Here is a 24444-nt window from a genome sequence, read left to right on the forward strand (position 1 = left end):
GACGTACCACCATGACGCTCGTCAAGGAAGCGCCCGCGCGCCCGGCCGGGAAGCGGTCCGCCGCTCCCGCCGCCGGGCGGCGCGGGCGGCGCCGCGAGAACCTCGCCGGCTATCTCTTCATGTCGCCGTGGATCGCGGGGTTCCTGCTGCTCACGGCGGGGCCGATGGTCGCGTCGCTGTACTACGCGTTCACCAGCTACAACCTGTTCACGCCGCCCCGGTGGGTGGGGCTGGACAACTTCACGACGATGTTCCAGGACCCGCGCTGGCAGAAGTCGGTCGAGGTCACGCTGAAGTACGTCGTCGTGGCCACCCCCCTGAAGCTGCTGCTCGCGCTGGGCGTCGCGCTGCTGCTCGCGCAGAAGCGGCGCGGACAGGGCCTGTACCGGGCCGCGTTCTACATGCCCTCGCTCATCGGTGCCAGCGTGTCCGTCGGCTTCGTGTGGCGGGCGCTGTTCTCGGACGACGCGATCGTGGACCGAGGACAGAAGATCTTCGGACTCGACGTGGGCGGCTGGATCGGCAACCCGGACTACGTCATCTACGCCCTGGTGGCCCTGAGTATCTGGCAGTTCGGCGCGCCCATGGTCATCTTCCTGGCCGGTCTCAAGCAGGTCCCGCAGGAGCTGTACGAGGCCGCCGAGGTGGACGGGGCCGGGCCGCTCAGGCGGTTCTGGAACATCACGCTGCCGATGATCTCCCCGGTGCTGTTCTTCAACGTGCTGCTGGAGTCCATCCACGCGTTCCAGGTGTTCGGCTCCGCCTATGTCGTCTCCGACACCCGCTGCGGGCCCGCCGACGCCACGCTCGTCTACACCTGCTACCTCTACCAGAAGGGCTTCAAGGAGGCCCAGATGGGCTTCGCCTCCGCGATGGCCTGGACGCTGGTGATCGCGGTGGCGCTCGTCACGGCGGTCCTGTTCTGGTCGCAGAAGAAGTGGGTGCACTACGAGGAGGCCGCCAAGTGACCACCGCCACCAGCCCCGCCCTGCGCACCGCGACCGAGCGGCGCCGCTTCGGCTCGATCGCCTGGCACGTGGGCGCGCTCGCCGTCCTCGCGGTCGTCCTCTATCCCGTGATCTGGGTGGTCGGCGCCTCGTTCAAGCCGAGCAAGAACATCATCGCCAGCCTCGACCTGCTGCCCACCAAGCCGGTCTGGGCGAACTTCTCCGGACTCGCCGACGGTATCTCCGGCATCTCCATCAGCAGCTTCTTCTGGAACTCGCTGATGTACGCGGGCCTCGCCGTGGCCGGTGTCGTGCTGTCCAGCTCGCTGACCGCGTACGCCTTCGCCAAGATCCGGTTCGCCGGGCGGAACCTGCTCTTCACACTGATGATCGGCACTCTGCTGCTGCCGTACCACGTCCTGCTCATCCCGCAGTACGTGCTCTTCCGCAACCTCGAACTCACCGACACCCTGGTGCCGCTGGTCGCCGGAAAGTTCCTGGCCACGGAAGCCTTCTTCGTGTTCCTCATGGTGCAGTTCATGCGCGGGCTGCCGCGTGAGCTGGACGAGGCGGCGAAGCTCGACGGCTGCGGACATCTGCGCACCTACTGGTCGATCGTGCTGCCGCTGAGCCGGCCCGCGATCATCACCAGCGCGATCTTCACCTTCATCAACGCCTGGAACGACTTCATGGGGCCGCTGATCTACCTCAACACCCCCGAGAAGTACACCGTCTCGCTCGGCCTGATGATGTTCCGCGACCAGGAGGGCATCTCCAACTACGGCAGCATGATCGCGATGTCGCTGGTGGCACTGGTGCCGGTCATCGCCTTCTTCATGGCCTTCCAGCGCTATCTCATCGACGGCATGGCGACGTCCGGACTGAAGTGAAAGGGCGGAGGCGGTCACCATGGCGCAAGCACGAGTGAAGGCCCGCTCCTCGCGCAGGGAGGCCCGGCGCAAGGAGTCCGTGTTCGGTGAGCGCTTCGCGGTCTTCGCCGAGACCCTGCTCACCGGCGTGTGGATCGCCGTGGCCTGTCTCGGGGTCGTCACCTACCCCGCGGCCTTCGCGGCCGGCGCACGGCACCTGCGGCGTCGTACCACCCACGAGGGCGGCGGTCTGCGCGAGTTCGTCACGGACTTCCGGGCGGCCGTGCGCGGCGGGTGGGTCGTCGGGCTCGCCGGGTGGGCGGTGGCCGTCGCGGTCTGGGTGGACGTACTGGCCGCGCGGGCCGGGATTCCGGGCGGGCCGCTCGTCGGAGCCGTCGGTGTCTTCGCGCTGCTCGCGGCCACCGTCGCCCTGCTGCGGGCGGCCGCCGTCTGGACGCCCGACGCGGCCTGGCGGGCGCTGCTCGCCGAGTCCGGGCGGCGGACCGTGCTCGATCCCGCCGGGTCCTTCCTGATCGTCTGCGGACTGGCCGTCGTGGCCCTGTCCGCCTGGTTCGCCCCGCCGCTGGCGGTCCCTGTCCTGGGGGCCGTCGCGGCGGCCGCCGTCGCCGTGGAGCAGCGCTACCGGCACCGCTGACGCGCGGCGCCCACGCACCAGGTCGGCGCCCCGGGCGCCGCACCTCTCGCTGTCATGCCCCTGATTACCCACTCCTCGCATCCCCCGTACGGAAGGAAAGGCTGGACTTCTCATGTCTCCCATCCCCCGTAGGTCCATCCTCAAGGCGGCCGCCGTCGCCGGAGCCGCCGCGCAGTTCAGCTGGGCGCTAGGAGCCAAGGACGCGCAGGCCGCGCCCAGAGCCGCCGACGCCGACGAAGGTCCCGTGACCCTGGACTGGCTGGAGGACGGCGGCCTGGGTGCCGCGCCCGGCTCCACCGTCGGCGTGCCCTGGCCGAAGGGTGCGTACCAGGAGGACCAGACCTTCGCGCTCACGGACGCGGACGGCAAGTCGGTGCCCGTGCAGTCCTGGCCGATCGCCTACTGGCCCGACGGCTCCCTCAAGTGGACGGCCCACGCCGTGAGTTCGGGCAACGGCAAGCTCACGCTCGCCGCCGGCGACGCCGCCGTACCGGAGCAGAAGGTCACCGTCGACAAGAGCGGCGGGACGATCGACGTCTCGACCGGCGTCATCACGGCGAAGATCGGCAAGTCCGGCGCCACCCTCGTCAAGTCGGTCACCCGTGGCTCCACGGAGATCGCCAGGAACGGGCGGCTCGTGCTCATCCGCCAGCCGGAGATCGAGGACGAGGACCAGGGCGCTGTCAAGACCGAGCGCTTCGAGGGGGCTATCTCGAAGGTCGAGGTCGAGCAGGAGGGCCCCGTCCGCGCGGTCGTCCGCATCGACGGCAAGCACCGAAAGGGCAGCCGCAGCTGGCTCCCCTTCTCCATCCGGCTCTACTTCTACGCGGGCGCCGACTCCTTCCGCATGGTGCACACCATCACCTACGACGGCACCCAGGAGCCCGGGAAGCCCAGCGGCGACTTCATCCGCGGCATCGGCGTGCGCTTCACCGTGCCGATGCGGGACCAGTCCTACGACCGCCACATCCGCATCGGCGGCGACGGCACCGGCATGCTCCGCGAGGCAGTCAAGGGCATCACCGGACTGCGCCGCGACCCGGGGGCCGCCGTACAGGCCGCGCAGTTCGCGGGCGAGAAGCTGCCCGACCCCTCCACCTGGGACCAGCGGGTCACCACCCGCCTCCAGTACATCCCCGAGTGGGGCGACTACACCCTCTCCCAGCTCTCCGCCGACGGCTTCACGCTGCGCAAGCGGACGAAGAAGGGCCACGGCTGGATCGGCGCGGGCGGCGGCAGGCGCGCCTCCGGCTTCGGCTACGTCGGCGGCGTCAGTGGCGGACTCTCCTTCGGGCTGCGCGACTTCTGGGAGAAGTTCCCGGCCCAGCTCGACATCCGCGACGCCCAGACCGACGCGGCCGAGGTCACCATGTGGCTCTGGTCGCCCGAGGCACAGCCCATGGACCTGCGCTTCTACCACGACGGCATGGGCCAGGACACCTACCCCGAGCAGCTCGAAGGCCTCAACATCACCTACGAGGACTACGAGCCGGAGTTCGGCACGCCGTACGGCATCGCCCGCACGTCGGAGCTGCTGTTCTGGGCCAACGAGTCCACGCCCGCACCGGAGGTGCTGGCCCAGCAGGTCGAGGCCGTACGGGTGCTTCCGCAGCTCGCCGCCCCGCCCAAGCAGCTCATCAAGGCCAAGGTCTTCGGGCCGGGCCTGTACTCCGAGCCCGACCGCTCCACGCCCGCCAAGGCGAAGATCGAGGACCACCTGGACTTCCTCTTCACTTACTACAAGGACCAGGTGGAGCAGCGCCGCTGGTACGGCTTCTGGGACTACGGCGACATCATGCACACCTACGACACCGTCAGACACCAGTGGCGGTACGACATCGGCGGCTACGCCTGGGACAACTCCGAGCTCTCGCCCGACCTGTGGCTGTGGTTCGCGTACCTGCGCTCCGGCCGTGCCGACATCTTCCGGTTCGCCGAGGCGATGACCCGGCACACCGGTGAGGTCGACGTCTACCACCTCGGGAAATGGGCGGGCCTCGGCACCCGGCACGGCGTCCAGCACTACGCCGACAGCGCCAAGCAGCAGCGAATCGCCAACACGACGTACCGCCGCTACTACTACTTCCTCACGGCGGACGAGCGCGTCGGCGACCTCATGCACGCCAACGTCGACTCCGACGAGACGTTCCTGGTGCTCGACCCGATCCGCAAGATCCGCACCGAGCCGTACACCCCCGACCGGCACGCGCTGTCGATCGGTTTCGGCACGGACTGGAGCGGGCTCGTGTCGGCGTGGCTGACGGAGTGGGAGCGCAAGGGCCCGAAGTGGGAGAAGGCCAAGGCGCGTGTGCTGTCGACGATGGAGACCATCGCCGCCCAGCCGAACGGGTTCGTGCAGGGCACGGGTCTGTACGACCTCGACACCGGGAAGTTCGCGGTCGCCTCGGAGCCGGTGGTCGGGGTCTCGCACCTGTCCGCCGTGTTCGGGCTCAACGAACTGTGCGCCGAGCTCATCGACCTCGTCGACATGCCGAAGTTCAACGAGGCGTACTTCGACTACTGCCGCTACTTCAACGCCACCAAGGCCGAGCAGGCGGCGCGTTACGGCTCCAACTTCGGCACGCTGCTGCTCTTCCAGGGGCACTCGCGCCTCGACGCGTTCGCCGCCGTACAGACCGGGGACGAGAAGCTGGCCAAGCGGGCGTGGGAGAAGTTCTACAACTCCGACGGGTACAAGGAGTCGGCGCCCTGGAGGACGGAGAAGCTGAGCGGGCCGGACGCGTTGGTGCCGGGGAGCGAAGCGGCGTGGGTGTCCACCAATGACACCGCGCTGTATGGGCTTGCCGCGATCGAGAACCTCGCGTTGTTGGGGGATCGCATGCCGTAGGGGGCGGAGTGGTGGGTGGGGAACTGCGGGCCGGTGTGGCTGGTCGCGCAGTTCCCCGCGCCCCTGGGCGGTGCTTCAGCGCATGTTGCCCAAGAAGTCCCGCATCCTGCGGGCATCCCTGATCCGCTGCTCGTAGGTCGCCCCGAGTGCGAGCAGCAGCAGGCCGGCCAGGGCAGGCGGCACCCAGCGGGGGAGGGCGCCGGTGACCTGGACGATGTACGGGGCGAGTTCGTGCAGTGCGTCCAGGGAGAGGACCGTGCCGCCGAGGAGCAGCGGGGCCTGGAGGTGGTGGCCGGCGCCCAGGAGCGTGATGGCCAGTGTGGCGAGGCCCAGCAGCAGGGGGCGCGTCCAGTCCGGATCACCCCACGCAGTGACGAGGCTCGGCAGGAGCGTGGCGGCGAGGCCGGGGCCGTACGCCGTCCAGGACGAGGCCTGTGGGTCGCGGCGCCTGCGCAGGGCGCCGACGAGGAGTGCCGGGACGGTGACCGGCAGGGTGTACGCCTCGGGCGTGCCGACGTCCCAGGCCGCCAGGCGCACCCAGGTGGCGAGCACGAAGAGCGCGGCGGAGGCGTAGGCGACGGGGCGGCGGTCGGTGCGGATCGCCGTACCGGCGGTGATCACGCCGCACAGCGCCAGGACCAGGGCGAGCATCGGCAGGTCGGCCGAGGCCGCGGCCAGCGCGAAGGCGAGCAGCCCGGCGAGTGCCCCCGTGATCTCGACCGGGATCGTCGCGGACGTGTTCCCGAGCCGTGCCGCGAGCAAGGCCGCACCCGCCGGGACCGTCAGGACCAGCAGGGCGGTGTACTGCGGCTGCCAGTCGGCCGCGGCGCCGGTCGCGCAGGCGAGCATGGCGGCGTACGCGAGTGCGGTCGGGGCCGTGACCGGGGCGAGCTGGGGCTTCCAGGAGGCGGCGGCGAACAGTGCCGTGAGCGTGGAGAGCACGGCGAGGGTCGCGGGCTCGGTGGTCAGGGAGAGGAAGGCGAAGCCGAGTGAGGTGAGAAGGGCGAGGACCATGGCGGTCGGGCGAGGCGCGGGGAAGTCCATGGCGGGCGCCGTGGCCGGCTCAGAGGCCGCTTCCCGCTCCGGGCGCTCGGACGGGCGCAGCCACGCGGCTGCCGCGAGCGCGCCGGCCGTCGTGAGGCCGAGTGCCACCAGGCCTGCCACGTAGGGGACTTCGAGCACCGGCGCAAGCACCAGCGCCGTTGCCCACGCCAGTACGAGCACACCGGTCAGGGCGCGAGGCCGCCAGACCGCGTCCCGTACCGCAACGACCAGGACCACGGCGACGACGGCCAGGACGACGGGCACCGTTTCCGCGTGGGGCGGCCACGGCGTGGACACCGTCACGGCCGCACGTACGTCACCCGGCACCCCGGACCACACCTGCTCCGCCCACGCGAGCGGACCCAGCAGCGTGACCGCCACCAGGGGCAGCGTCCAGAGCAGGGCGAGTCCCTGTACGGCGGCGGAGGCCCGAGCCAGTCCGAGCCGAACCGTCCCCGGCAGTCGGCCCAGCCGGACCGCAGCCAACAGGGCGATCCCGCACGCCAGATACGCCGGAACCGTCCACGCGTCCGGCAGCACGGAGCGGGCCGTGCCGCCGATCGCCGCCACCACGAGCAGGCCGGCGGTCACGGTGAGCCCCGCCGCCTGCTTCTCGGCGACCCGCTGCCACGCGGCCGTCAGCGCGATGCCCGCGGCGAAGAGGAGGAGCGCCGCCGCACGGGCGGCGGCGCTCGGGCCGGTGGCCGTCCAGGACAGCCAACCGGCGGCACACACGCCCCACGCGCCCATGCCGTACGCACCCGTCATCGCGGTGATCCGGACAGACTTCGCGGGCACCCGGAGCGCCACACCCGTGTCGACCCCGGCCGTCACCAGCACGGCGGCCGTGATCCCGTAAGGACCGGCGTCGGCCGCCACCGCCCAGAGAGTCAGGGGGAGTTGGGCGGCGACCAGGGCGGCGGGCAGGGGCAGACGCAGCGTGGAAGTGCGCGGCAGCAGGGCGTACGCCGTCCACAGGGCCGCCAGCGCCGCGGAAGCGGCCGCGACGTAACCCGTGGCACCCACGTCGGTCAGCGCGACCTCGTGCACGGCGTACGCGTCGAGCACGGTCAGCGCGAGCCCGAGGCCGGCCACCGACTCGGCCGTCGAGCGCAGCCCGCGCTTCAGCAGCGGCACCGGCGCGGCCAGCACCGCCACCGTGATCCCACCGAGCACCAGAGCCCGCCCGGTGATCCCCATGTGCCCCCAGCTGACCAGCGTGAACGCCATCGCGGCGATGGTGAGCAGAACACCGCCCAGAACCAGCAGCACGTTCTGGACCCGGGGCGCCGATGCCTCGGGGTGCCGGGGTGCGACCGGCGTAGGAGCCGACGTCGGCATGGCCGCCGCGTGCAGGGCTGTGACCAGCCAGGCGCGGCGGTGCAGCAACTGGGCCCGGCGGGCGTCCAGTTGGCGCAGCTCGAGGTCGAGGAGCCGCAACTCCTCGGCCGGTGGCGGAATGTGCGTCATGGCTGGAGTGTGGCCCGCGTCACGCCGTACGGCATGAGTGCGGGTACTCAGAACGTACTCAGATACGGGGCAATCCCGCCGCACCGGGGCAGACTCGTGGCATGGACTGGAGCCACTACCGCTTCCGCAGCCTGTGGGCCCTGCCCGCCCCGCCCGGCGCCGTCTACGACCTGCTGGCCCAGGCCGAGGACTACCCGCTCTGGTGGCCCCAGGTGCGCGAGGTGAACCGGATCGACGACACCAGTGGCGTGATCACGATCCGCTCGGCCCTGCCGTACGCCATGACCTTCACGGCACGTGAAGTGCGGCGGGACCGCGCGGCCGGGGTCCTGGAGATCGCCATGTCCGGAGACATCGAGGGCTGGGCACGCTGGACGATCACCCCGCACGGCTCCGGCACCCTCGCCCGCTATGACCAGGTCGTCGACGTGAACAAGCCGTTGCTGAGACGGTTCGCGGTGCCGGGACGGCCCCTCTTCCGGGCCAACCACCGGCTGATGATGCGCGCCGGACGGCGGGGGCTCCTCGCCCACCTCGCCGACCGGCGAGAAGCGGTTTGAAGGAAGCGCGCAGGGCCCTGTATTGTTCAGTCCGTTCCCGGGCGATTAGCTCAGTGGGAGAGCGCTTCGTTCACACCGAAGAGGTCACTGGTTCGAACCCAGTATCGCCCACCGGGAAAGGCCGGTCCGCCATAGCGGACCGGCTTTTTTGTTGCTCGGCCGTTTGGTCGCTCGGCATTTCTGCTGTTCTGGACCGCCTAGGCCGCCGCCGGCAGATCCGGGCGCAACGGCCACGCCGGGTCCACCGCCTCGTCGCTGCCGCTGCGGGCGAACCACGCCTGGAGCCCGCGTGCCTGCGCCGCGTGCCACACCGCCTGCAACGTGTGCAGTTCGGCCAGCGACAGACGCTCCAGCCGGGCCGCGAAACGGCGCCCCACCGCCCGTACGACCTCCAGCGATGCCAGCGCGTCGGCCGCCGCGTCGTGCGCGCCGTCCAGCGTGACGCCGTAGTGCTCGCACAGGTCCGTCAGGGTGCGGCGACCCTTGCGGTAGCGGTCCAGGTGTTTGTCCAGGACCCGTGGATCGAGCACCAACAGGGGTGTCGCCTCGAACCAGTGGTCCAGGGACGAGGCGCGGTGGCGGCGCAACTCGCGGTCGAGCAGCGTCAGATCGAACGGCGCGTTCATCACCACCACCGGCCGTCCCCGGGACGCCTGTTCCGCCAGCTCGCCGGCTATCTCATGCATCACCGGCGCGGGCCAGCGGCCGTTGCGCTGAAGATGCTCCTCCGTCAGTCCGTGCACCGCCGTCGCCGCCTCCGGCACCGGCACGCCCGGGTTCACCAGCCACCGGGTCACCCTCGGCCGGGTTCCCGGGGCGTCCTGGACGACGACGGCCGCCGAAACGATCCGGTCGGTCTCGACGTCCACGCCTGTCGTCTCTGTGTCGAATGCCGCCAGCGGGCCCTCATACCAGCACGCCATATCTACACAACCCCTCGTTCACCCACGGCAGCTGACGTTCCGTCTTCTGCCCGTTTGGTGATACCCGGGCCGTTTGCGGCGTACGCCGGAAGGACACAACAGGAGTGCGGGTCTTTGCAGTTCAGCGGCCCGGTACGGGGATTCACTTTGCTTGGAAGGCTGTTGGCCATGGCGATAGCGCAGCCCGAGCGGGGCGGGCTGCTGCCCGAACGAACGGGCCCCCATCGCGGTTCACTCGCCACTACCGCCTGCATGGAGACACTGCAGGTGGGCTACCTGCACGCCGTCGCGGCGGCGTCCGGATGCTCGCTGTCCCAGCCGTTTCCGGACAACGGCATCGACTGGCACGTCAGCCACAGCGCGCCCGGTCACACCGTCGACGACGAGGTGACCATAAAGGTGCAGCTCAAGGCCACCTACCAGCTCGCGCCGAACCCGCCCGCCCGTTTCCCACCACCACCCTCGACGGAGGGGGCTGCGCCCCCACCCCCTCAGTTGGGCCGCTTCTTCTCCTTCACGCTCGACAACGACCACCTGGCGAAGCTCGCCCGCACCCCGGTCTCGGTGCACAAGATCCTCGTCGTGATGATCGTCCCGCGGTCGCAGGAGCAGTGGCTGCGGGCCGGCCACGACCGCCTCGACCTGCGGCACTGCTGCTACTGGGTCAACCTCGCCGGCCACGCGATCACCGGCCGGCGCCGCACCACCGTGCGCATACCGACCTCACGCATCTTCGACGACCGGGCGCTCTGCGAGATCATGACGCGGGTCGGGACCGGAGGCAGACCATGACGCACCGCCCGCTGGAGGAACCCGTACGCCCGGTGCGGCCGCACCCGGTCGACGCGTCCTGGGACCGTCCCCCCGACCCCGGTGACGTCGACCCCGCCGTGCTCAGCGCCCTGCTGCACCGGCACGGCTGGCAGCGGCGCGGGGGAGCGGCGGGGCGCTACGGCCGCTGGACCCCGCCCGGCCCCGGCGGCAACGGCACCAGCCTGCTCGTCCCCGAGTCCCGCGCCTTCCCCGACAGCGACGACCTGCTCGGCGAGGCGCTGATCGCCCTCTCCCGCAGTGGCATGCCCTCCGCCCGTGAGGTGCTGGTCGGGCTCGCCGTCCCCAGCGACGAGGTCCGCTGGTGGCGGGACGCGCCGAGCGGGCCGGCCGGGTCCGCGCCCTGGACGGTCGAGGAAGAACTACGCACCGGCGCCCGCCAGATGCTCCTCGCCGCGGCGCTCGCCACGCGCGCGCGTGCCGGCTACTACGGCGCCCGGCACCGCCGCGCCGCCGCCGCGATGCTGGAGAGCGTCCTCGTCGGCACCGGGGCCGGCGGCCGCCACCTCGCAGCCTTCGTACCCGTCGGCACGGGCCGCCCCCTCGCCGTACGCCTCCACCAAGCCCTCTACGCCGCCCGCGAGGCCATCGACTACCAGCGGGCCACCGGCGGCATGGACGCCTTCGACGGCGCCGTCGAGGCGGGCGTCAGCCGCGAGCTCACCGAAGCGCTGGTGGCGTTGGTGCGCGGTACGGAAGGCGCGCGCATCGCCGTCGAGTGGGCACCCGCGGCCGGAGTGCCCGAGGACTGCGCGAGCGGCGTCGAACCCGTCGAGTTCTCGCCGGGCGACCTGCCCGTACTGCGCGAGGCCGCCGCCCGCTATCTGCGCGCGGAGCCCTCCGTACCGGTCAGGATCACGGGCACGGTCGTACGGATGCGCAGGTCCGGACCGCGTGGGGAGGGCACCGTACGGCTGCGCGTCCTCGCGGGCGCCGAGGTACCGCACGTCCGGCTCACCCTGGACGAGGAGTCGTACCGCATCGCGGGGCACGCCCACCTGGTGGGCCTGCCGGTGCGGGTGCACGGTCGGCTGGAGAGCCGGGGTGGTTTCCGCAAGGTGACGGGGGCCTCCGGGGTCGTGCCGGTGCAGGTGGATGAGGCTGAGCGGGATCGGCTGATGAAGTCGTTGCAGGAGGATCTGGACTTTTTCGAGGGTGCTTGTGGTGGGGCGGACGGCGGGGACTGAAGGGTGACGCCTTGCAGCCGGGGTGCTCATCGTTTGGCTTCGCTCGCCTACGGGGCGCCTTGAACGGCTCTCTTCGCGGCCGGTGTCGTGGGCACAGTGACTGTTGGTGGGCCCTTGCTCGGCGTTGGTGTGGGCTGGTCGGCAAGGGAGCCGAGCTGGGACGCCCTATAGGCGCGGGGAACTGCGCGACCAGCTACGACGGCGCCGCACACGACCACTGACCCCGCACGCCCCCAAGCGGCAGCGCAACCGTTTCGCGGTCGGGTGGGTGGGGTCGGTACGATCGCGTAATGCGCGCGCTCCTGGTATGGCGCCGCACCCCACCTTCAGTCAGGAGAGACCGGTGTCAGACGTCCGTGTGATCATCCAACGCGATTCCGAGCGGGAAGAGCGCGTGGTGACGACGGGCACTACGGCCGCCGACCTCTTCGCCGGCGAGCGCTCGATCATCGCCGCGCGCGTGGGCGGCGAGCTCAGGGATCTGTCGTACGTGCTCGTCGACGGGGAAGAGGTCGAGGGCGTCGAGATCTCCTCCGAGGACGGCCTCAACATCCTGCGTCACTCCACCGCGCACGTGATGGCGCAGGCCGTGCAGGAGCTCTTCCCCGAGGCCAAGCTGGGCATCGGCCCGCCCGTCAGGGACGGCTTCTACTACGACTTCGACGTCGAGAAGCCGTTCACGCCCGAGGATCTCAAGGCCATCGAGAAGAAGATGCAGGAGATCCAGAAGCGGGGGCAGCGCTTCTCCCGTCGTGTCGTGACCGACGACGCCGCCCGCGAGGAGCTCGCCGCCGAGCCGTACAAACTGGAGCTGATCGGTCTCAAGGGTTCCGCCTCGTCCGACGACGGCGCGGACGTCGAGGTCGGCGCCGGTGAGCTGACGATCTACGACAACCTGGACGCCAAGAGCGGCGAGCTGTGCTGGAAGGACCTCTGCCGGGGCCCCCACCTGCCCACCACCCGCAACATCCCGGCGTTCAAGCTGATGCGCAACGCCGCCGCGTACTGGCGCGGCAGCGAGAAGAACCCGATGCTCCAGCGCATCTACGGCACCGCCTGGCCGTCCAAGGACGAGCTGAAGGCGCACCTCGACTTCCTCGCCGAGGCCGAGAAGCGCGACCACCGCAAGCTGGGCAACGAGCTCGATCTCTTCTCCATCCCGGAGCAGATCGGCTCCGGCCTCGCCGTCTTCCACCCCAAGGGCGGCATCGTCCGCCGGGTCATGGAGGACTACTCGCGCCGGCGGCACGAGGAGGAGGGCTACGAGTTCGTCTACACCCCGCACGCGACGAAGGGGAAGCTCTTCGAAACCTCGGGGCACCTGGACTGGTACGCCGAGGGCATGTACCCGCCCATGCAGCTCGACGAGGGCGTGGACTACTACCTCAAGCCCATGAACTGCCCGATGCACAACCTGATCTTCGACGCGCGCGGCCGCTCCTACCGTGAACTGCCGCTGCGCCTCTTCGAGTTCGGGACCGTGTACCGGTACGAGAAGTCGGGCGTCGTGCACGGCCTCACGCGTGCGCGTGGCTTCACCCAGGACGACGCGCACATCTACTGCACCCGTGAGCAGATGTCGGAGGAGCTCGACAAGACGCTCACCTTCGTCCTCGGACTGCTGCGCGACTACGGTCTGACCGACTTCTACCTGGAGCTGTCCACCAAGGACCCGGAGAAGTTCGTCGGCTCGGACGAGGTCTGGGAAGAGGCCACGGAGACACTCCGCGAGGTCGCCGAGAAGCAGGGGCTGCCGTTGGTCCCGGACCCGGGCGGCGCCGCGTTCTACGGTCCGAAGATCTCCGTCCAGGCCAAGGACGCCATCGGCCGGACCTGGCAGATGTCGACCATCCAGCTCGACTTCAACCTGCCGGAGCGCTTCGACCTGGAATACACCTCGGCGGACGGCTCCAAGCAGCGCCCCGTCATGATCCACCGTGCGCTGTTCGGCTCGATCGAGCGGTTCTTCGCGGTGCTGCTGGAGCACTACGCGGGCGCCTTCCCGGCGTGGCTGGCCCCGGTCCAGGCGCTCGGCATCCCGATCGGTGACGGCCACGTGGACTACCTGGCGAAGTTCGCGGCGGCCGCGAAGAAGAAGGGGCTGCGGGTCGAGGTGGACTCCTCCTCCGACCGCATGCAGAAGAAGATCCGCAACGCCCAGAAGCAGAAGGTGCCCTTCATGGTCATCGCGGGCGACGAGGACATGGCCAACAACGCCGTCTCCTTCCGCTACCGCGACGGCTCGCAGGAGAACGGCATCCCGTTCGACGAGGCCATCGCGAAGATCGCGCAGGTCGTCGAGGAGCGGGCGCAGGTCTGAGCCGAGGGCACATGCCCGCCGAAGGCCCCCGGGGAGCTCAGCTCTCCGGGGGCTTTTCGTCGTCTCCCTGGGAGAAGACCTGCAACAGCCACGACGCGAAGGTGCCGGTCACGGCGCCGAGCAGCCCCAGACCTACGGCCATGACCCCGACGCCGATCAGCCGCCCGCGCGGTGTGACCGGGGTGATGTCGCCGTAGCCGACCGTGGCGAGCGTCGAGCACGTCCACCACACGGCGTCCCCGAAGGTCCGCATGGTCGCGCCCGGCGCCCCGTGCTCCTGGTGGTAGACCGACAGTGCCCCGGTGAAGCCGAGGAGGACGGTGGACAGGCCGGCGTAGACGATCACGCGCGCGTGCGCGCTGAGCCAGGGCCGCCCGTGCCGGCGACGGACGGCGTCGTAGGCCCTCACGATCCGAATCGGCCGCAGCAGCGGCAGGAACAGCACCAGCGTGTCCAGGGGGTGCCGGCGTACGAAGCCCCACCGCTGCCCGCTGAGCAGCCACCGCACGGCATAGTCGACACCGAACAACACCCAGGCGGCGAAGGTCAGCGCCAGACAGAGGTCGAGCACGGCGTCCGCGAGATGACCACGACCCAGGACCCGGATCGCGTACGAGGCGAGGAAGACCAGGGACGCCACGGCGAGAGGGATCTCGGTGTGCTGCTGCCAGCGTGCCAAGCGGCTGTCGTCGTCCACCGGCCAAGCTTGGCTCGGGCCGACCGGGTCCGAGCCCCGGCGACACGCCGCGAACGGACGAAGCCATATGCTGCACGCATGACGAGTGAGCCGGAGCAGCAGTGGGGAGTGGGGATCCAGGACGCGTTCCAGCGCCTGTGGACGCCCCATCGGATGGCCTACATCCAGGGTGAGAACAAGCCGACCGGTCCCGGCGCGGACGACGGCTGCCCCTTCTGCTCGATCCCGGCCAAGTCCGACGAGGACGGGCTGATCATCAAGCGCGGCGAGCAGGTGTACGCGGTCCTCAACCTCTACCCCTACAACGGCGGCCACCTGATGGTCGTGCCCTACCGCCATGTCGCCGACTACACCGACCTCACCGAGCCGGAGACCGTCGAGCTCGCCGCCCTCACCAAGCAGGCGATGACGGCTCTGCGCACCGCCTCTGGCGCCCACGGCTTCAACATCGGCATGAACCAGGGCACGGTCGCCGGCGCCGGCATCGCGGCCCATCTGCACCAGCACATCGTCCCGCGGTGGGGCGGCGACACGAACTTCATGCCGGTGGTGGGGCATACGCGGGTGCTGCCGCAGCTGCTGGCGGACACCCGGAAGATGCTGGCGGAAGCCTGGCCGACGCCCTGACCTGGCACGTATCAGCCCGTCCGGCATTTGAGGACGAGGCCCGCAGGGCCGAAGGGGGGTCTGGGGGCGCAGCCCCCAGGGACGGTCACCCAGACCCCCTCACGCAGACCTGCCCAACCCAAACCCACCCCCCCCGGCTCGACCGCCCGAGGCCTACGCGTCGTAGACGTCCGCCTTCCGAGGCGACGGATCCTGCACAGCCGTGCTCAGGAACGCCGACCGCGTACCGAACTTCTCCGTGTCCACGCCGTTCTCCGCCAGCACCTTGATCGCCGAGGCATGCACCACCCGCAGCACCGGCGTCGCCGCGCGCAGTGCGTCGTCGGCCATGAACCGGTGCCGCCACGGCTGATCCGCCCACGCGTGCCGCAGACCGAACGGCTCGGGCAGTCCTATGGTGCCGCCGAGCCAGTTGAGCAGCGGGGGATACCAGGAGATCGGGGCGCGGACCGCCAGCCGTACCACCTCGTCGGTGTTGACCAGCGGAAGCTTCACCTTGCGGGTCTCCCACGGCTTGAACGACTTGGTGACCTCCTTGGTCGGCGCCTCCGGCTTCTCCTGGAAGAGCCCGTTCACGGGGCCGAGGGCATGCCCGGTCACCTCGATGCGCAGCGTCTCGTGCAGCACGGTCACCGTGATCAGCATCGTGATGATCAACTGGCCGTCCCACAGCGTCCACTGGACGCCCAGGTAGTGCCGGTCCCCGCTGCCGAACTGCTGCTTGTTGCAGATGTCCTGTATGGCGTGCGACTTGACCTGGTACGCCTCGACGTCCGTGCCCTCCGGCCGGGAGACGGCCTTGGCGCCCTCGGCGATCGGCGTGACGACCCAGTGCCGTATCGAGGGCTTCGGGAAGCCGCCGGTGTTCAGCGGGCCGCGCTCCAGCATGCGCAGCTGGTCGTGGATCGCGCGGATCACGTCCCAGCTGCGGAAGGGATGGATCTCCCGGGTGGGGTCGGCGGGCACCAGGTCCTCCGCCAGCTGCCAGCTGCCCCAACGCGTGCCCATGCCGAGTATCCCCTTGGGGCCGGCGTAGAACACGGAGTTGGACTGCTGCTCGGCGCTCAACTTGGCCAGCGACTGGCGTAGTTGTTCGGCCTGGGTCTCGGTGGGGCTGGTCGGCACCGCCTCCGGCACCTTCGCGCCGACGCTGCTGCCGGCCAGCAGGCTGTCCCAGCGCTCCCGCAGGTCCCGCGCCGTGCGCTCGCAGACCTGCTTGGCCCAGAACCAGCCGACCACGGGCATCAGGACCGAGGCCCGCGCATACCAGCCCCAGAAGCCGGTGAACGGCATACGCAGCAGGAACAGCACGGCGAGCGCGCCCGCCGCGACGAGCAGCACGGAGGCCAGGGCGCCGCCGCGCTTCTCGTCCCGCTTGACGATGGTGGAGCGCAGCGTGAAGACCAGCAGCCAGACCAGCAGTCCGGGCAGGAACAGCACACCGCAGACCACCATGACGGCGCTGAGCATCCGGTCGCGGGCCTTGCGAATGTTGTTCGCGGCCAGGCAGTGCTCGACGACGACCTGCGGCTCGGTACCGAAGGACTGGATCAGAGGCTTGCGGCCGCTGCCGAGCATGCGGTCGACCACGGCCCGGGAGAAGGCCTCACCCAGGTTGGGCCGGAAGATCTTCGCCCAGCTGCGGCCCGCCTTGACGTCGGTCTGGTGCCATTCGTTGTCGGCCTTCTTGATGTCCTCGAACGCATTGTCCCGGTAGGCCGCCGAGGCCAGCGCGAACGTCGCCGTCTGACCCTCTCCGGCCGTGCGCGGTACCTGCGGACCGAAGATGTCCGCGTAACCGCTCTCAACGGTCATTCCCGCCCCCGATCGCCGCACTGTCGCTTCTGCGGCCTTCCCGACTTCCGTGCTGCGCACACCTGTTGATCAATGATGAGCGTATCCCCCGCCACTGACAATCGTCGGCGGACGGCCGAAGCCGCCCGCCGACGCGGAGGGGAGCATTCCGCAAGGGTCATGCGGTGGCACTTCGGGGCCACTTGGTGGCGCCCCGGTGCCAACTACGAGGCTTCGCGCGCCTCTTCACGAATCCTTTCCGCGATCTGCGCCGGCATCGGTTCGTGCCGGGCGTAAGAACGGTTGAAGCGCGCGGTGCCGTGCGACAGCGACCGCAGGTCCACGGCGTACCGCCCGATCTCGATCTCGGGCACCTCGGCCTTGATCAGGGTGCGGCCACCACTGGTCTGCTCGGTGCCGAGCACGCGGCCGCGCCGCCCGGACAGGTCGCTCATCACGGCGCCCACGTAGTCGTCGCCGACCAGGACGGACACCTCGGCCACCGGCTCCAGCAGATGGATCTTCGTGTCGGCCGCCGCCTCGCGCAGCGCGAGCGCCCCGGCCGTCTGGAAGGCGGCGTCGGAGGAGTCCACCGAGTGCGCCTTGCCGTCGCGCAGCGTGACCCGGATGTCGACCAGTGGATGGCCGGCCGCGACGCCCTTGGCCGCCTGGGCCCGCACGCCCTTCTCCACGGACGGGATGAACTGCCGCGGCACCGCGCCGCCGACGACCTTGTCCACGAACTCGATGCCCGAGCCGCCCGGCAGCGGCTCCACCTCGATCTCGCAGATCGCGTACTGCCCGTGGCCGCCGGACTGCTTCACATGCCGGCCGCGGCCCGCCGACTTGTTCGCGAACGTCTCCCGCAGGGAGACCCGGTGCGGCACGACGTCGACCTGGACGCCGTAGCGGCTGCGCAGCCGTTCGAGGGCGACGTCCGCGTGCGCCTCGCCCAGGCACCACAGCACCACCTGGTGGGTGGCCTGGTTCTGTTCCAGACGCATGGTCGGGTCCTCGGCGACCAGCCGGGACAGGCCTTGCGACAGCTTGTCCTCGTCCGCCTTGCTGTGCGCCTGGATGGCGAGCGGCAGCAGCGGATCGGGCATCTGCCAGGGCTCCATCAGCAGCGGATCGTCCTTGGCCGAGAGCGTGTCGCCGGTCTCCGCGCGGCTCAGCTTCGCCACGCACGCCAGGTCACCGGCGATGCAGTGGCTGAGCGTGCGCTGCTGTTTGCCGAAGGGCGCCGACAGGGCGCCGATCCGCTCGTCGACGTCGTGGTCCTCGTGCCCGCGGTCCTCCAGGCCGTGCCCGGACACGTGCACCGTCTCGTCGGGGTGCAGGGTGCCGGAGAAGACACGGACCAGCGAGACCCGGCCGACGTACGGGTCGGACGCGGTCTTCACGACCTCCGCGACCAGCGGCCCGTCCGGGTCGCACAGCTTCAGCTCGCGCGGTTTTCCGTCGACCGTGGTGACCGAGGGCGCCGTGCGCTCCAGCGGCGTCGGGAACCCGCGCGTGATCAGCTCCAGCAGCTCGACCGTGCCGAGCCCCTGCCGGGCCCCGTCGGTCGCCGGGGCGGCGGCCAGGACGGGGTGGAAGGCACCCCGCGCGACGGCCCGTTCCAGGTCCTCGATCAGTGTCTTGACGTCGACCTGCTCGCCGCCGAGATACCGGTCCATCAGGGTCTCGTCCTCCGACTCGGAGATGATCCCCTCGATCAGCCGGTTGCGGGCCTCCTCGATCTGCGGCAGCTGCTCCTCGCCCGGATCGGACTCCTTGCGCTCGCCGGACGAGTAGTCGAACAACTGCCGCGACAGTAGCCCGATCAGACCGGTCACGGGCGCGTGCCCGTCCGGTGCCGGCGCACCGTGCAGCGGCAGATACAGCGGGAGGACGGCGTCCGGGTCGTCCCCGCCGAAGGCATCCGCGCAGATCCGCGTCATTTCCTCGTAGTCGGCCCGCGCGGACTCCAGATGCGTGACGACGATCGCACGCGGCATGCCGACGGCCGCGCACTCCTCCCACACCATGCGGGTCGAGCCGTCCACGCCGTCCGAGGCCGAGACGACGAAAAGGGCCGCGTCCGCCGCTCGCAGACCGGCCCTGAGTTCCCCGACGAAGTCGGCGTATCCGGGGGTGTCCAGAAGGTTGACCTTGATGCCGTCCCATTCGACCGGCACCAAGGAGAGCTGCACCGAACGCTGCTGCCGGTGCTCGATCTCGTCGTAGTCCGAGACGGTGCCGCCGTCCTCCACGCGGCCCGCCCGGTTCACCGCCCCCGCCGTCAGCGCGAGGGCTTCCACCAACGTCGTCTTGCCCGATCCGGAGTGGCCGACCAGCACCACATTCCGTACGGACGCGGGGTGGTCGGCCGCCGTAGCCCTGCCGGCGGCCCCGGGGTGTGCGTTCGCCTTGTCGCCCATGATCCTGCCTCCCGTGCACGGTGAGGTCACTGTGGGCGCGGACATACGGATCCGCGTGCGATGGCGGCTCCGATGACGCCCGCGGTCCTTCGAGCTTTCCACTCCCGTCACGGTGCGTCCATACGGCGGACGTGATCGCGCCGCCCGGCACCCGTGGACGGAGCCGCTCACGCCCTGTACGAGTGCCCGGCGGTCGCCCGCACGCGCGCGTGGCTACGATGGGCCAGCCGGTGGCCAGCAGGGGCCGCCCGGCCACACCGACCCTCGGGAAGGCCATGCTGAACAAGTACGCGCGTGCATTCTTCACGCGTGTCCTCACACCGTTCGCCGCGTTTCTGATCCGGCGGGGCGTCAGCCCCGACACGGTCACGCTCATCGGCACGGCCGGTGTGGTCGCGGGCGCGCTGGTCTTCTACCCCGTGGGCGAGTTCTTCTGGGGCACGGTCGTGATCACGCTCTTCGTGTTCTCCGACCTCGTCGACGGCAACATGGCCCGCCAGCTCGGCCGCTCCAGCCGCTGGGGCGCCTTCCTGGACTCCACGCTCGACCGGGTCGCCGACGGCGCGATCTTCGGCGGCTTCATCCTGTGGTACGCCGGTGGCGGCGACGACCTCGTCCTGTGCGCCGTCTCCATCTTCTGCCTGGCCAGCGGCCAGGTGGTGTCGTACACCAAGGCCCGCGGCGAGTCGATCGGCCTGCCCGTCGCGGTCAACGGCCTCGTCGAGCGCGCCGAGCGTCTGGTGATCTCGCTGGTCGCGGCCGGTTTCGCGGGCCTGCACAAGTTCGGGGTACCCGGTATCCAGTACCTGCTGCCCGTCGCCCTGTGGATCGTCGCCGTCGGCAGCCTCGTCACCCTGATCCAGCGGGTCGTCACGGTCCGCCGCGAGTCCGCCGAGGCGGAGGCCGCGGCAGCCGGGCAGGACAAGCCGCAGAACGCCTCTCAAGGGAGCGAGGCCGCCAAGTGAGCGCCCAGGACCGCCTCACGGACGCGCTGTACGGCCTTGGCTGGGGCACCGTCAAGAAGCTCCCCGAGCCCGTCGCCGTAGGGCTCGGCCGCACCATCGCCGACCTCGCCTGGAAGCAGCGCGGCAAGGGCGTCAAGCGGCTGGAGAGCAACTACGCGCGCGTGGTGCCGGGCGCGAGCCCGGAGCGCCTCGCCGAACTCTCGCGCGCGGGCATGCGCTCGTACCTGCGCTACTGGATGGAGTCCTTCCGGCTGCCCGCCTGGAGCGCCGAGCGCGTCAAGGGCGGTTTCGACGTCAAGGACGTCCACTACCTGACCGACGGTCTCGCCGCCGGAAACGGCGTGATACTCGCCCTGCCGCACCTGGCCAACTGGGATCTCGCGGGCGCCTGGGTCACCACCGAGCTGGAGACGCCCTTCACGACGGTCGCCGAACGCCTCAAGCCCGAGACGCTCTACGACCGCTTCGTCGCCTACCGGGAGGGCCTAGGCATGGAGGTCCTGCCGCACAGCGGCGGCACCGCCTTCGGCACCCTCGCCCGCAGACTGCGCGACGGCGGCCTGGTCTGCCTGGTCTCCGACCGCGACCTGTCCGCCTCCGGCGTCGAGGTCGAGTTCTTCGGGGACACGGCCCGGATGCCGGCCGGCCCGGCGCTCCTGGCTCAGCAGACCGGGGCGCTCCTGCTGCCGGTCACGCTCTGGTACGACGACTCACCCGTCATGCAGGGCCGTGTCCACCCCCCGATCGAGGTACCGGAGACAGGCACCCGGGCCGAGAAGACGTCTGTCATGACACAGGCGCTGGCCGACGCCTTCGCCTCGGGGATCGCCGAACATCCGGAGGACTGGCACATGCTCCAGCGCTTGTGGCTCGCCGACCTGGAACCACGACCGGATGACGGCTCGGACGGAGAGCGTCCGTGAAGATCGGCATCGTCTGCCCGTACTCCTGGGACGTCCCAGGAGGCGTCCAGTTCCACATCCGCGACCTCGCCGACTACTTCATCCGCCTCGGCCACGAGGTGTCCGTGCTGGCCCCGGCCGACGACGACACCCCGCTCCCGCCGTACGTGGTCTCGGCGGGCCGGGCCGTCCCGGTCCCGTACAACGGCTCGGTCGCCCGCCTGAACTTCGGCTTCCTCTCGGCGGCCCGGGTACGCCGCTGGCTGCACGAGGGCGAGTTCGACGTCATCCACATCCACGAGCCCGCCTCGCCGTCCCTGGGCCTGCTGACCTGCTGGGCGGCCCAGGGCCCGATCGTGGCGACCTTCCACACCTCGAACCCGCGTTCCCGGGCGATGATCGCCGCCTACGCCATCCTCCAGGCGGCCCTGGAGAAGATCAGCGCCCGCATCGCCGTGAGCGAGTACGCCCGCCGCACGCTGGTGGAACATCTCGGCGGCGACGCGGTCGTCATCCCGAACGGCGTCGACGTCGACTTCTTCGCCAAGGCCGAGCCCAATCCCGACTGGCAGGGCGACACGATCGGGTTCATGGGACGCATCGACGAGCCCCGCAAGGGCCTGCCGGTCCTGATGAAGGCCCTGCCGAAGATCCTCGCCGCCCGCCCGCAGACCAGGCTCCTGGTGGCCGGCCGCGGCGACGAGGAGGAGGCGGTCGAGTCCCTGCCTGCCGAACTGCGCTCCCGTGTCGAGTTCCTCGGCATGATCAGCGACGAGGACAAGGCCCGCTTCCTGCGCAGCGTCGACCTGTACATCGCTCCCAACACCGGCGGCGAGAGCTTCGGGATCATCCTGGTCGAGGCGATGTCGGCCGGCGCCCCGGTCCTCGCCTCCGACCTCGACGCCTTCGCCCAGGTCCTCGACCAGGGCGCGGCGGGCGAACTCTTCGCCAACGAGGACGCCGACGCCCTCGCCGAGGCGGCGGTGCGCCTGCTGGAGGACCCGGCCCGCCGGGCCGAGCTGCGGGAGCGGGGGAGCGTCCATGTGCGCCGCTTCGACTGGTCGACCGTCGGTGCGGACATCCTGTCGGTGTACGAGACGGTGACGGCGGGCGCGGCGGCGGTGGCCGCGGACGAGCGGACCGGGGGGAGCGGGCTGCGGGCACGCTTGGGATTGGCGCGGGACTGAGGCTTTTCAGCCCGTCCGGCGTTTGAGGACGAGGCCGTTCAGGCCGAAGCGGGGTCTGGGGGCGGCAGCCCCCGATCGACGGCAATGACAGCCACCCCGCACAACACCAACGCCCCGCCCACCTCCCTGCAGGGCCTGCGCAGCTAGTCTGCGGCGCGTGACCGCAACTCTCATCTGGATCCTCGTAGCCCTAGTCGCGATCGGCCTCTACCTGAGCTGGACCGCAGGTCGCCTGGACCGGCTGCACGCCCGGATCGACGCGGCACGCGCCGCGCTCGACGCCCAGCTCCTGCGCCGCGCCTCCGTGGCCCAGGAACTGGCCACCTCCGGCGTCCTGGATCCGGCCGCGTCGATCGTCCTGTACGAGGCCGCCCACGCGGCCCGGCAGGCCGAGGAGGAACAGCGAGAGGTCGCCGAGAGCGAACTGAGCCAGGCGCTGCGGGCGGTCTTCGCGGAGCCCCAGCAGGTGGAGGCCGTACGGGAGGCTCCCGGCGGCGAGGAGGCGGCCCGTGAGCTGACCGAGGCGGTGCGCAGGGTCCCGATGGCCCGCCGCTTCCACAACGACGCCGTACGGGCCGCCAGGGCCCTGCGACGCCACCGCAAGGTCCGCTGGTTCCGTCTGGCCGGCCACGCCCCGTTCCCCCTGGCCTTCGAGATGGACGACGAGCCCCCGGTGGCCCTGGCCGACCGGGCGGCCTAGGAGGTGCCGAACTCGGGCAGGGTGAGGGCCCCGTCGGCGGCGAGCGCGAATCCGGGGTTGTGCGCGATCTCCCAGGCGTGGCCGTCCGGGTCGACGAAGCACCCGGAGTAGAAGCCGACAGCGTTGGTGGCCGCGGGCTTGGTGACGGTCGCTCCGGCCCCTTCCGCGGCCGTCAGCAGAGCGTCGACCTCGGCGTCGGAGCGCACGTTGTGGGCCAGGGCGATGCCGCCGAAACCGGCCCCCGCGCCGTCCCTCAGCCCGCAGTCCCGGGCGAGCTTGTCGCGGCCCCACAGGACCAGAGCCAGCCCGCCCGCCTGGAAGAAGACGGTCTCCTCGACCTCCTGCCCCCGCCAGCCCAGGGACTCGTAGAAGGCACGCGAGCGTGCCACATCGGAAACCCCCAGCGTGACCAGACTGATGCGCTGTTCCATGCGAGGACACTAACGCCGCCGAAGGCCCTGGGCTCCGGCAAAACGATCCACCGCCTCACTATTGGCCCTTGAAGTGGCCCCCACCCCTCACGTTTCCTCGATGCTTGCAGTAGCCCCCTTTCCACCGAGCGAGGTCACCCGTGTCCATCTCCGAAAACCAGGCCCCCGAGACCGGCACCGCGCGCGTGAAGCGCGGCATGGCCGAGCAGCTCAAGGGCGGCGTGATCATGGACGTCGTCACGCCGGAGCAGGCGAAGATCGCCGAGGACGCGGGCGCCGTCGCCGTCATGGCCCTGGAGCGGGTCCCCGCCGACATCCGCCAGGACGGCGGCGTGGCCCGGATGTCCGACCCGGACATGATCGAGGGCATCATCGACGCCGTCTCCATCCCGGTCATGGCCAAGTCCCGCATCGGCCACTTCGTCGAGGCCCAGGTCCTGCAGTCCCTCGGCGTCGACTACATCGACGAGTCCGAGGTCCTCACCCCGGCCGACGAGGTCAACCACTCCGACAAGTGGGCCTTCACCACCCCGTTCGTCTGCGGCGCCACCAACCTGGGCGAGGCCCTGCGCCGCATCGCCGAGGGCGCCGCGATGATCCGCTCCAAGGGCGAGGCCGGCACCGGCAACGTCGTCGAGGCCGTCCGCCACCTGCGCCAGATCAAGAACGAGATCGCCAAGCTGCGCGGCTTCGACAACAACGAGCTGTACGCCGCCGCCAAGGAGCTGCGCGCCCCGTACGAGCTGGTCAAGGAAGTCTCCGAACTCGGCAAGCTCCCGGTCGTGCTGTTCTCCGCCGGTGGCGTCGCCACCCCCGCCGACGCCGCGCTGATGCGCCAGCTCGGCGCCGAGGGCGTCTTCGTCGGCTCCGGCATCTTCAAGTCCGGCGACCCCGCCAAGCGCGCCGCCGCCATCGTGAAGGCGACCACCTTCTACGACGACCCGAAGATCATCGCGGACGCCTCCCGCAACCTGGGCGAGGCCATGGTCGGCATCAACTGCGACACCCTCCCCGAGACCGAGCGCTACGCCAACCGCGGCTGGTAAGCACCCCTCCGGCATCCC

The 24444-nt window shown here is 70.6% G+C and carries 20 protein-coding genes and 1 tRNA gene; 15 read left to right on the top strand and 6 right to left on the bottom strand.

Translation table 11 applies throughout. From position 1 onward, the window contains the following. The first annotated feature begins 11 nt into the window (after positions 1-11). The 4 genes from ACZ4UU_RS23630 (at position 12) to ACZ4UU_RS23645 (ending at position 5319) form a co-directional block, all read left to right on the top strand. Positions 12-968: a carbohydrate ABC transporter permease gene (locus tag ACZ4UU_RS23630; protein ID WP_471905355.1), complete on the top strand. Its 957-nt coding sequence runs from the start codon at positions 12-14 to the stop codon at positions 966-968. Then, positions 965-1837 carry a carbohydrate ABC transporter permease gene (locus tag ACZ4UU_RS23635; RefSeq protein ID WP_471905356.1) on the top strand — a complete coding sequence of 291 codons (873 nt, stop codon included), beginning with the start codon at positions 965-967 and terminating at the stop codon, positions 1835-1837. The genes ACZ4UU_RS23630 and ACZ4UU_RS23635 overlap by 4 nt, the downstream gene beginning before the upstream one ends. Positions 1838-1856: 19 nt before the next feature. Continuing rightward, the gene (locus ACZ4UU_RS23640; RefSeq protein WP_471905357.1) at positions 1857-2471 is read left to right on the top strand and encodes a hypothetical protein; all 615 of its coding nucleotides are present in this window, start codon (positions 1857-1859) and stop codon (positions 2469-2471) included. A gap of 112 nt (positions 2472-2583) precedes the next feature. Continuing rightward, positions 2584-5319 carry an exo-rhamnogalacturonan lyase family protein gene (locus ACZ4UU_RS23645; RefSeq protein WP_471905358.1) on the top strand — a complete coding sequence of 912 codons (2736 nt, stop codon included), beginning with the start codon at positions 2584-2586 and terminating at the stop codon, positions 5317-5319. A gap of 75 nt (positions 5320-5394) precedes the next feature. Here the strand turns inward: ACZ4UU_RS23645 and ACZ4UU_RS23650 are convergent, their stop codons facing one another. Next, entirely contained in the window at positions 5395-7833 is a 2439-nt protein-coding gene (locus tag ACZ4UU_RS23650; protein WP_471905359.1) for an SCO7613 C-terminal domain-containing membrane protein, read from the bottom strand. A gap of 101 nt (positions 7834-7934) precedes the next feature. On the opposite strand from ACZ4UU_RS23650, the gene ACZ4UU_RS23655 reads away from it, so the two are divergent. Both ACZ4UU_RS23655 and ACZ4UU_RS23660 read left to right on the top strand, forming a co-directional pair. Then, positions 7935-8393, top strand: coding sequence for an SRPBCC family protein (locus ACZ4UU_RS23655; protein WP_471905360.1), 459 nt, complete (start codon positions 7935-7937; stop codon positions 8391-8393). Positions 8394-8432: 39 nt separating this feature from the next. Then, positions 8433-8504: transfer RNA gene (locus tag ACZ4UU_RS23660), tRNA-Val, on the top strand. Positions 8505-8590: 86 nt separating this feature from the next. Here the strand turns inward: ACZ4UU_RS23660 and ACZ4UU_RS23665 are convergent. Beyond that, positions 8591-9316 (bottom strand): exonuclease domain-containing protein, encoded by a 726-nt coding sequence (locus tag ACZ4UU_RS23665; protein ID WP_471905361.1) that lies wholly within the window; start codon positions 9314-9316, stop codon positions 8591-8593. 168 nt (positions 9317-9484) lie between these two features. Here ACZ4UU_RS23665 and ACZ4UU_RS23670 point away from each other — a divergent pair, with 168 nt between their 5' ends. The 3 genes from ACZ4UU_RS23670 to thrS all read left to right on the top strand — a co-directional run bounded on the left by ACZ4UU_RS23670 (position 9485) and on the right by thrS (position 13654). Then, on the top strand, positions 9485-10108 hold the full coding sequence (locus tag ACZ4UU_RS23670) for a DUF4365 domain-containing protein (RefSeq protein ID WP_471905362.1): 624 nt from the start codon (positions 9485-9487) through the stop codon (positions 10106-10108). Next, positions 10105-11334 (top strand): hypothetical protein, encoded by a 1230-nt coding sequence (locus tag ACZ4UU_RS23675; RefSeq protein ID WP_471905363.1) that lies wholly within the window; start codon positions 10105-10107, stop codon positions 11332-11334. The genes ACZ4UU_RS23670 and ACZ4UU_RS23675 overlap by 4 nt, the downstream gene beginning before the upstream one ends. 343 nt (positions 11335-11677) lie before the next feature. Next, positions 11678-13654 (top strand): threonine--tRNA ligase, encoded by a 1977-nt coding sequence (gene thrS / locus ACZ4UU_RS23680; protein WP_471905364.1) that lies wholly within the window; start codon positions 11678-11680, stop codon positions 13652-13654. 37 nt (positions 13655-13691) lie between these two features. Here the strand turns inward: thrS and ACZ4UU_RS23685 are convergent, their stop codons facing one another. Then, positions 13692-14351 (bottom strand): potassium channel family protein, encoded by a 660-nt coding sequence (locus ACZ4UU_RS23685; RefSeq protein ID WP_471905365.1) that lies wholly within the window; start codon positions 14349-14351, stop codon positions 13692-13694. Positions 14352-14429: 78 nt separating this feature from the next. Here ACZ4UU_RS23685 and ACZ4UU_RS23690 point away from each other — a divergent pair, with 78 nt between their 5' ends. Next, complete coding sequence (locus tag ACZ4UU_RS23690; RefSeq protein ID WP_471905366.1) at positions 14430-14978, top strand: HIT family protein; 549 nt, start codon at positions 14430-14432, stop codon at positions 14976-14978. A gap of 153 nt (positions 14979-15131) precedes the next feature. Here ACZ4UU_RS23690 and ACZ4UU_RS23695 read toward each other — a convergent pair whose 3' ends face one another. Next, a complete protein-coding gene (locus ACZ4UU_RS23695) occupies positions 15132-16793 on the bottom strand; it encodes a hypothetical protein (RefSeq protein WP_471905367.1) in 1662 nt (553 codons plus the stop codon). A gap of 203 nt (positions 16794-16996) precedes the next feature. Then, positions 16997-19195, bottom strand: coding sequence for an elongation factor G-like protein EF-G2 (locus ACZ4UU_RS23700; protein ID WP_471905368.1), 2199 nt, complete (start codon positions 19193-19195; stop codon positions 16997-16999). Between the two features lie 218 nt (positions 19196-19413). Here ACZ4UU_RS23700 and pgsA point away from each other — a divergent pair, with 218 nt between their 5' ends. From pgsA to ACZ4UU_RS23720, 4 genes are all read left to right on the top strand, one after another. Further along, positions 19414-20160: a phosphatidylinositol phosphate synthase gene (pgsA, locus tag ACZ4UU_RS23705; RefSeq protein ID WP_471905488.1), complete on the top strand. Its 747-nt coding sequence runs from the start codon at positions 19414-19416 to the stop codon at positions 20158-20160. Continuing rightward, on the top strand, positions 20157-21083 hold the full coding sequence (locus ACZ4UU_RS23710) for a phosphatidylinositol mannoside acyltransferase (protein WP_471905369.1): 927 nt from the start codon (positions 20157-20159) through the stop codon (positions 21081-21083). The genes pgsA and ACZ4UU_RS23710 overlap by 4 nt, the downstream gene beginning before the upstream one ends. Next, positions 21080-22249: a glycosyltransferase family 4 protein gene (locus tag ACZ4UU_RS23715; protein ID WP_471905370.1), complete on the top strand. Its 1170-nt coding sequence runs from the start codon at positions 21080-21082 to the stop codon at positions 22247-22249. Before ACZ4UU_RS23710 ends, ACZ4UU_RS23715 begins: the two co-directional genes overlap by 4 nt. Positions 22250-22406: 157 nt before the next feature. Next, positions 22407-22949 (top strand): LemA family protein, encoded by a 543-nt coding sequence (locus tag ACZ4UU_RS23720; RefSeq protein WP_062722597.1) that lies wholly within the window; start codon positions 22407-22409, stop codon positions 22947-22949. Here the strand turns inward: ACZ4UU_RS23720 and ACZ4UU_RS23725 are convergent. Beyond that, entirely contained in the window at positions 22946-23380 is a 435-nt protein-coding gene (locus tag ACZ4UU_RS23725) for a VOC family protein (protein ID WP_471905371.1), read from the bottom strand. The genes ACZ4UU_RS23720 and ACZ4UU_RS23725 overlap by 4 nt on opposite strands. A 140-nt stretch (positions 23381-23520) precedes the next feature. Here ACZ4UU_RS23725 and pdxS point away from each other — a divergent pair, with 140 nt between their 5' ends. Then, complete coding sequence (pdxS, locus tag ACZ4UU_RS23730; RefSeq protein WP_471905372.1) at positions 23521-24426, top strand: pyridoxal 5'-phosphate synthase lyase subunit PdxS; 906 nt, start codon at positions 23521-23523, stop codon at positions 24424-24426. Positions 24427-24444: the final 18 nt, after the last annotated feature.

The organism is Streptomyces sp. NPDC028907, from assembly GCF_055564995.1.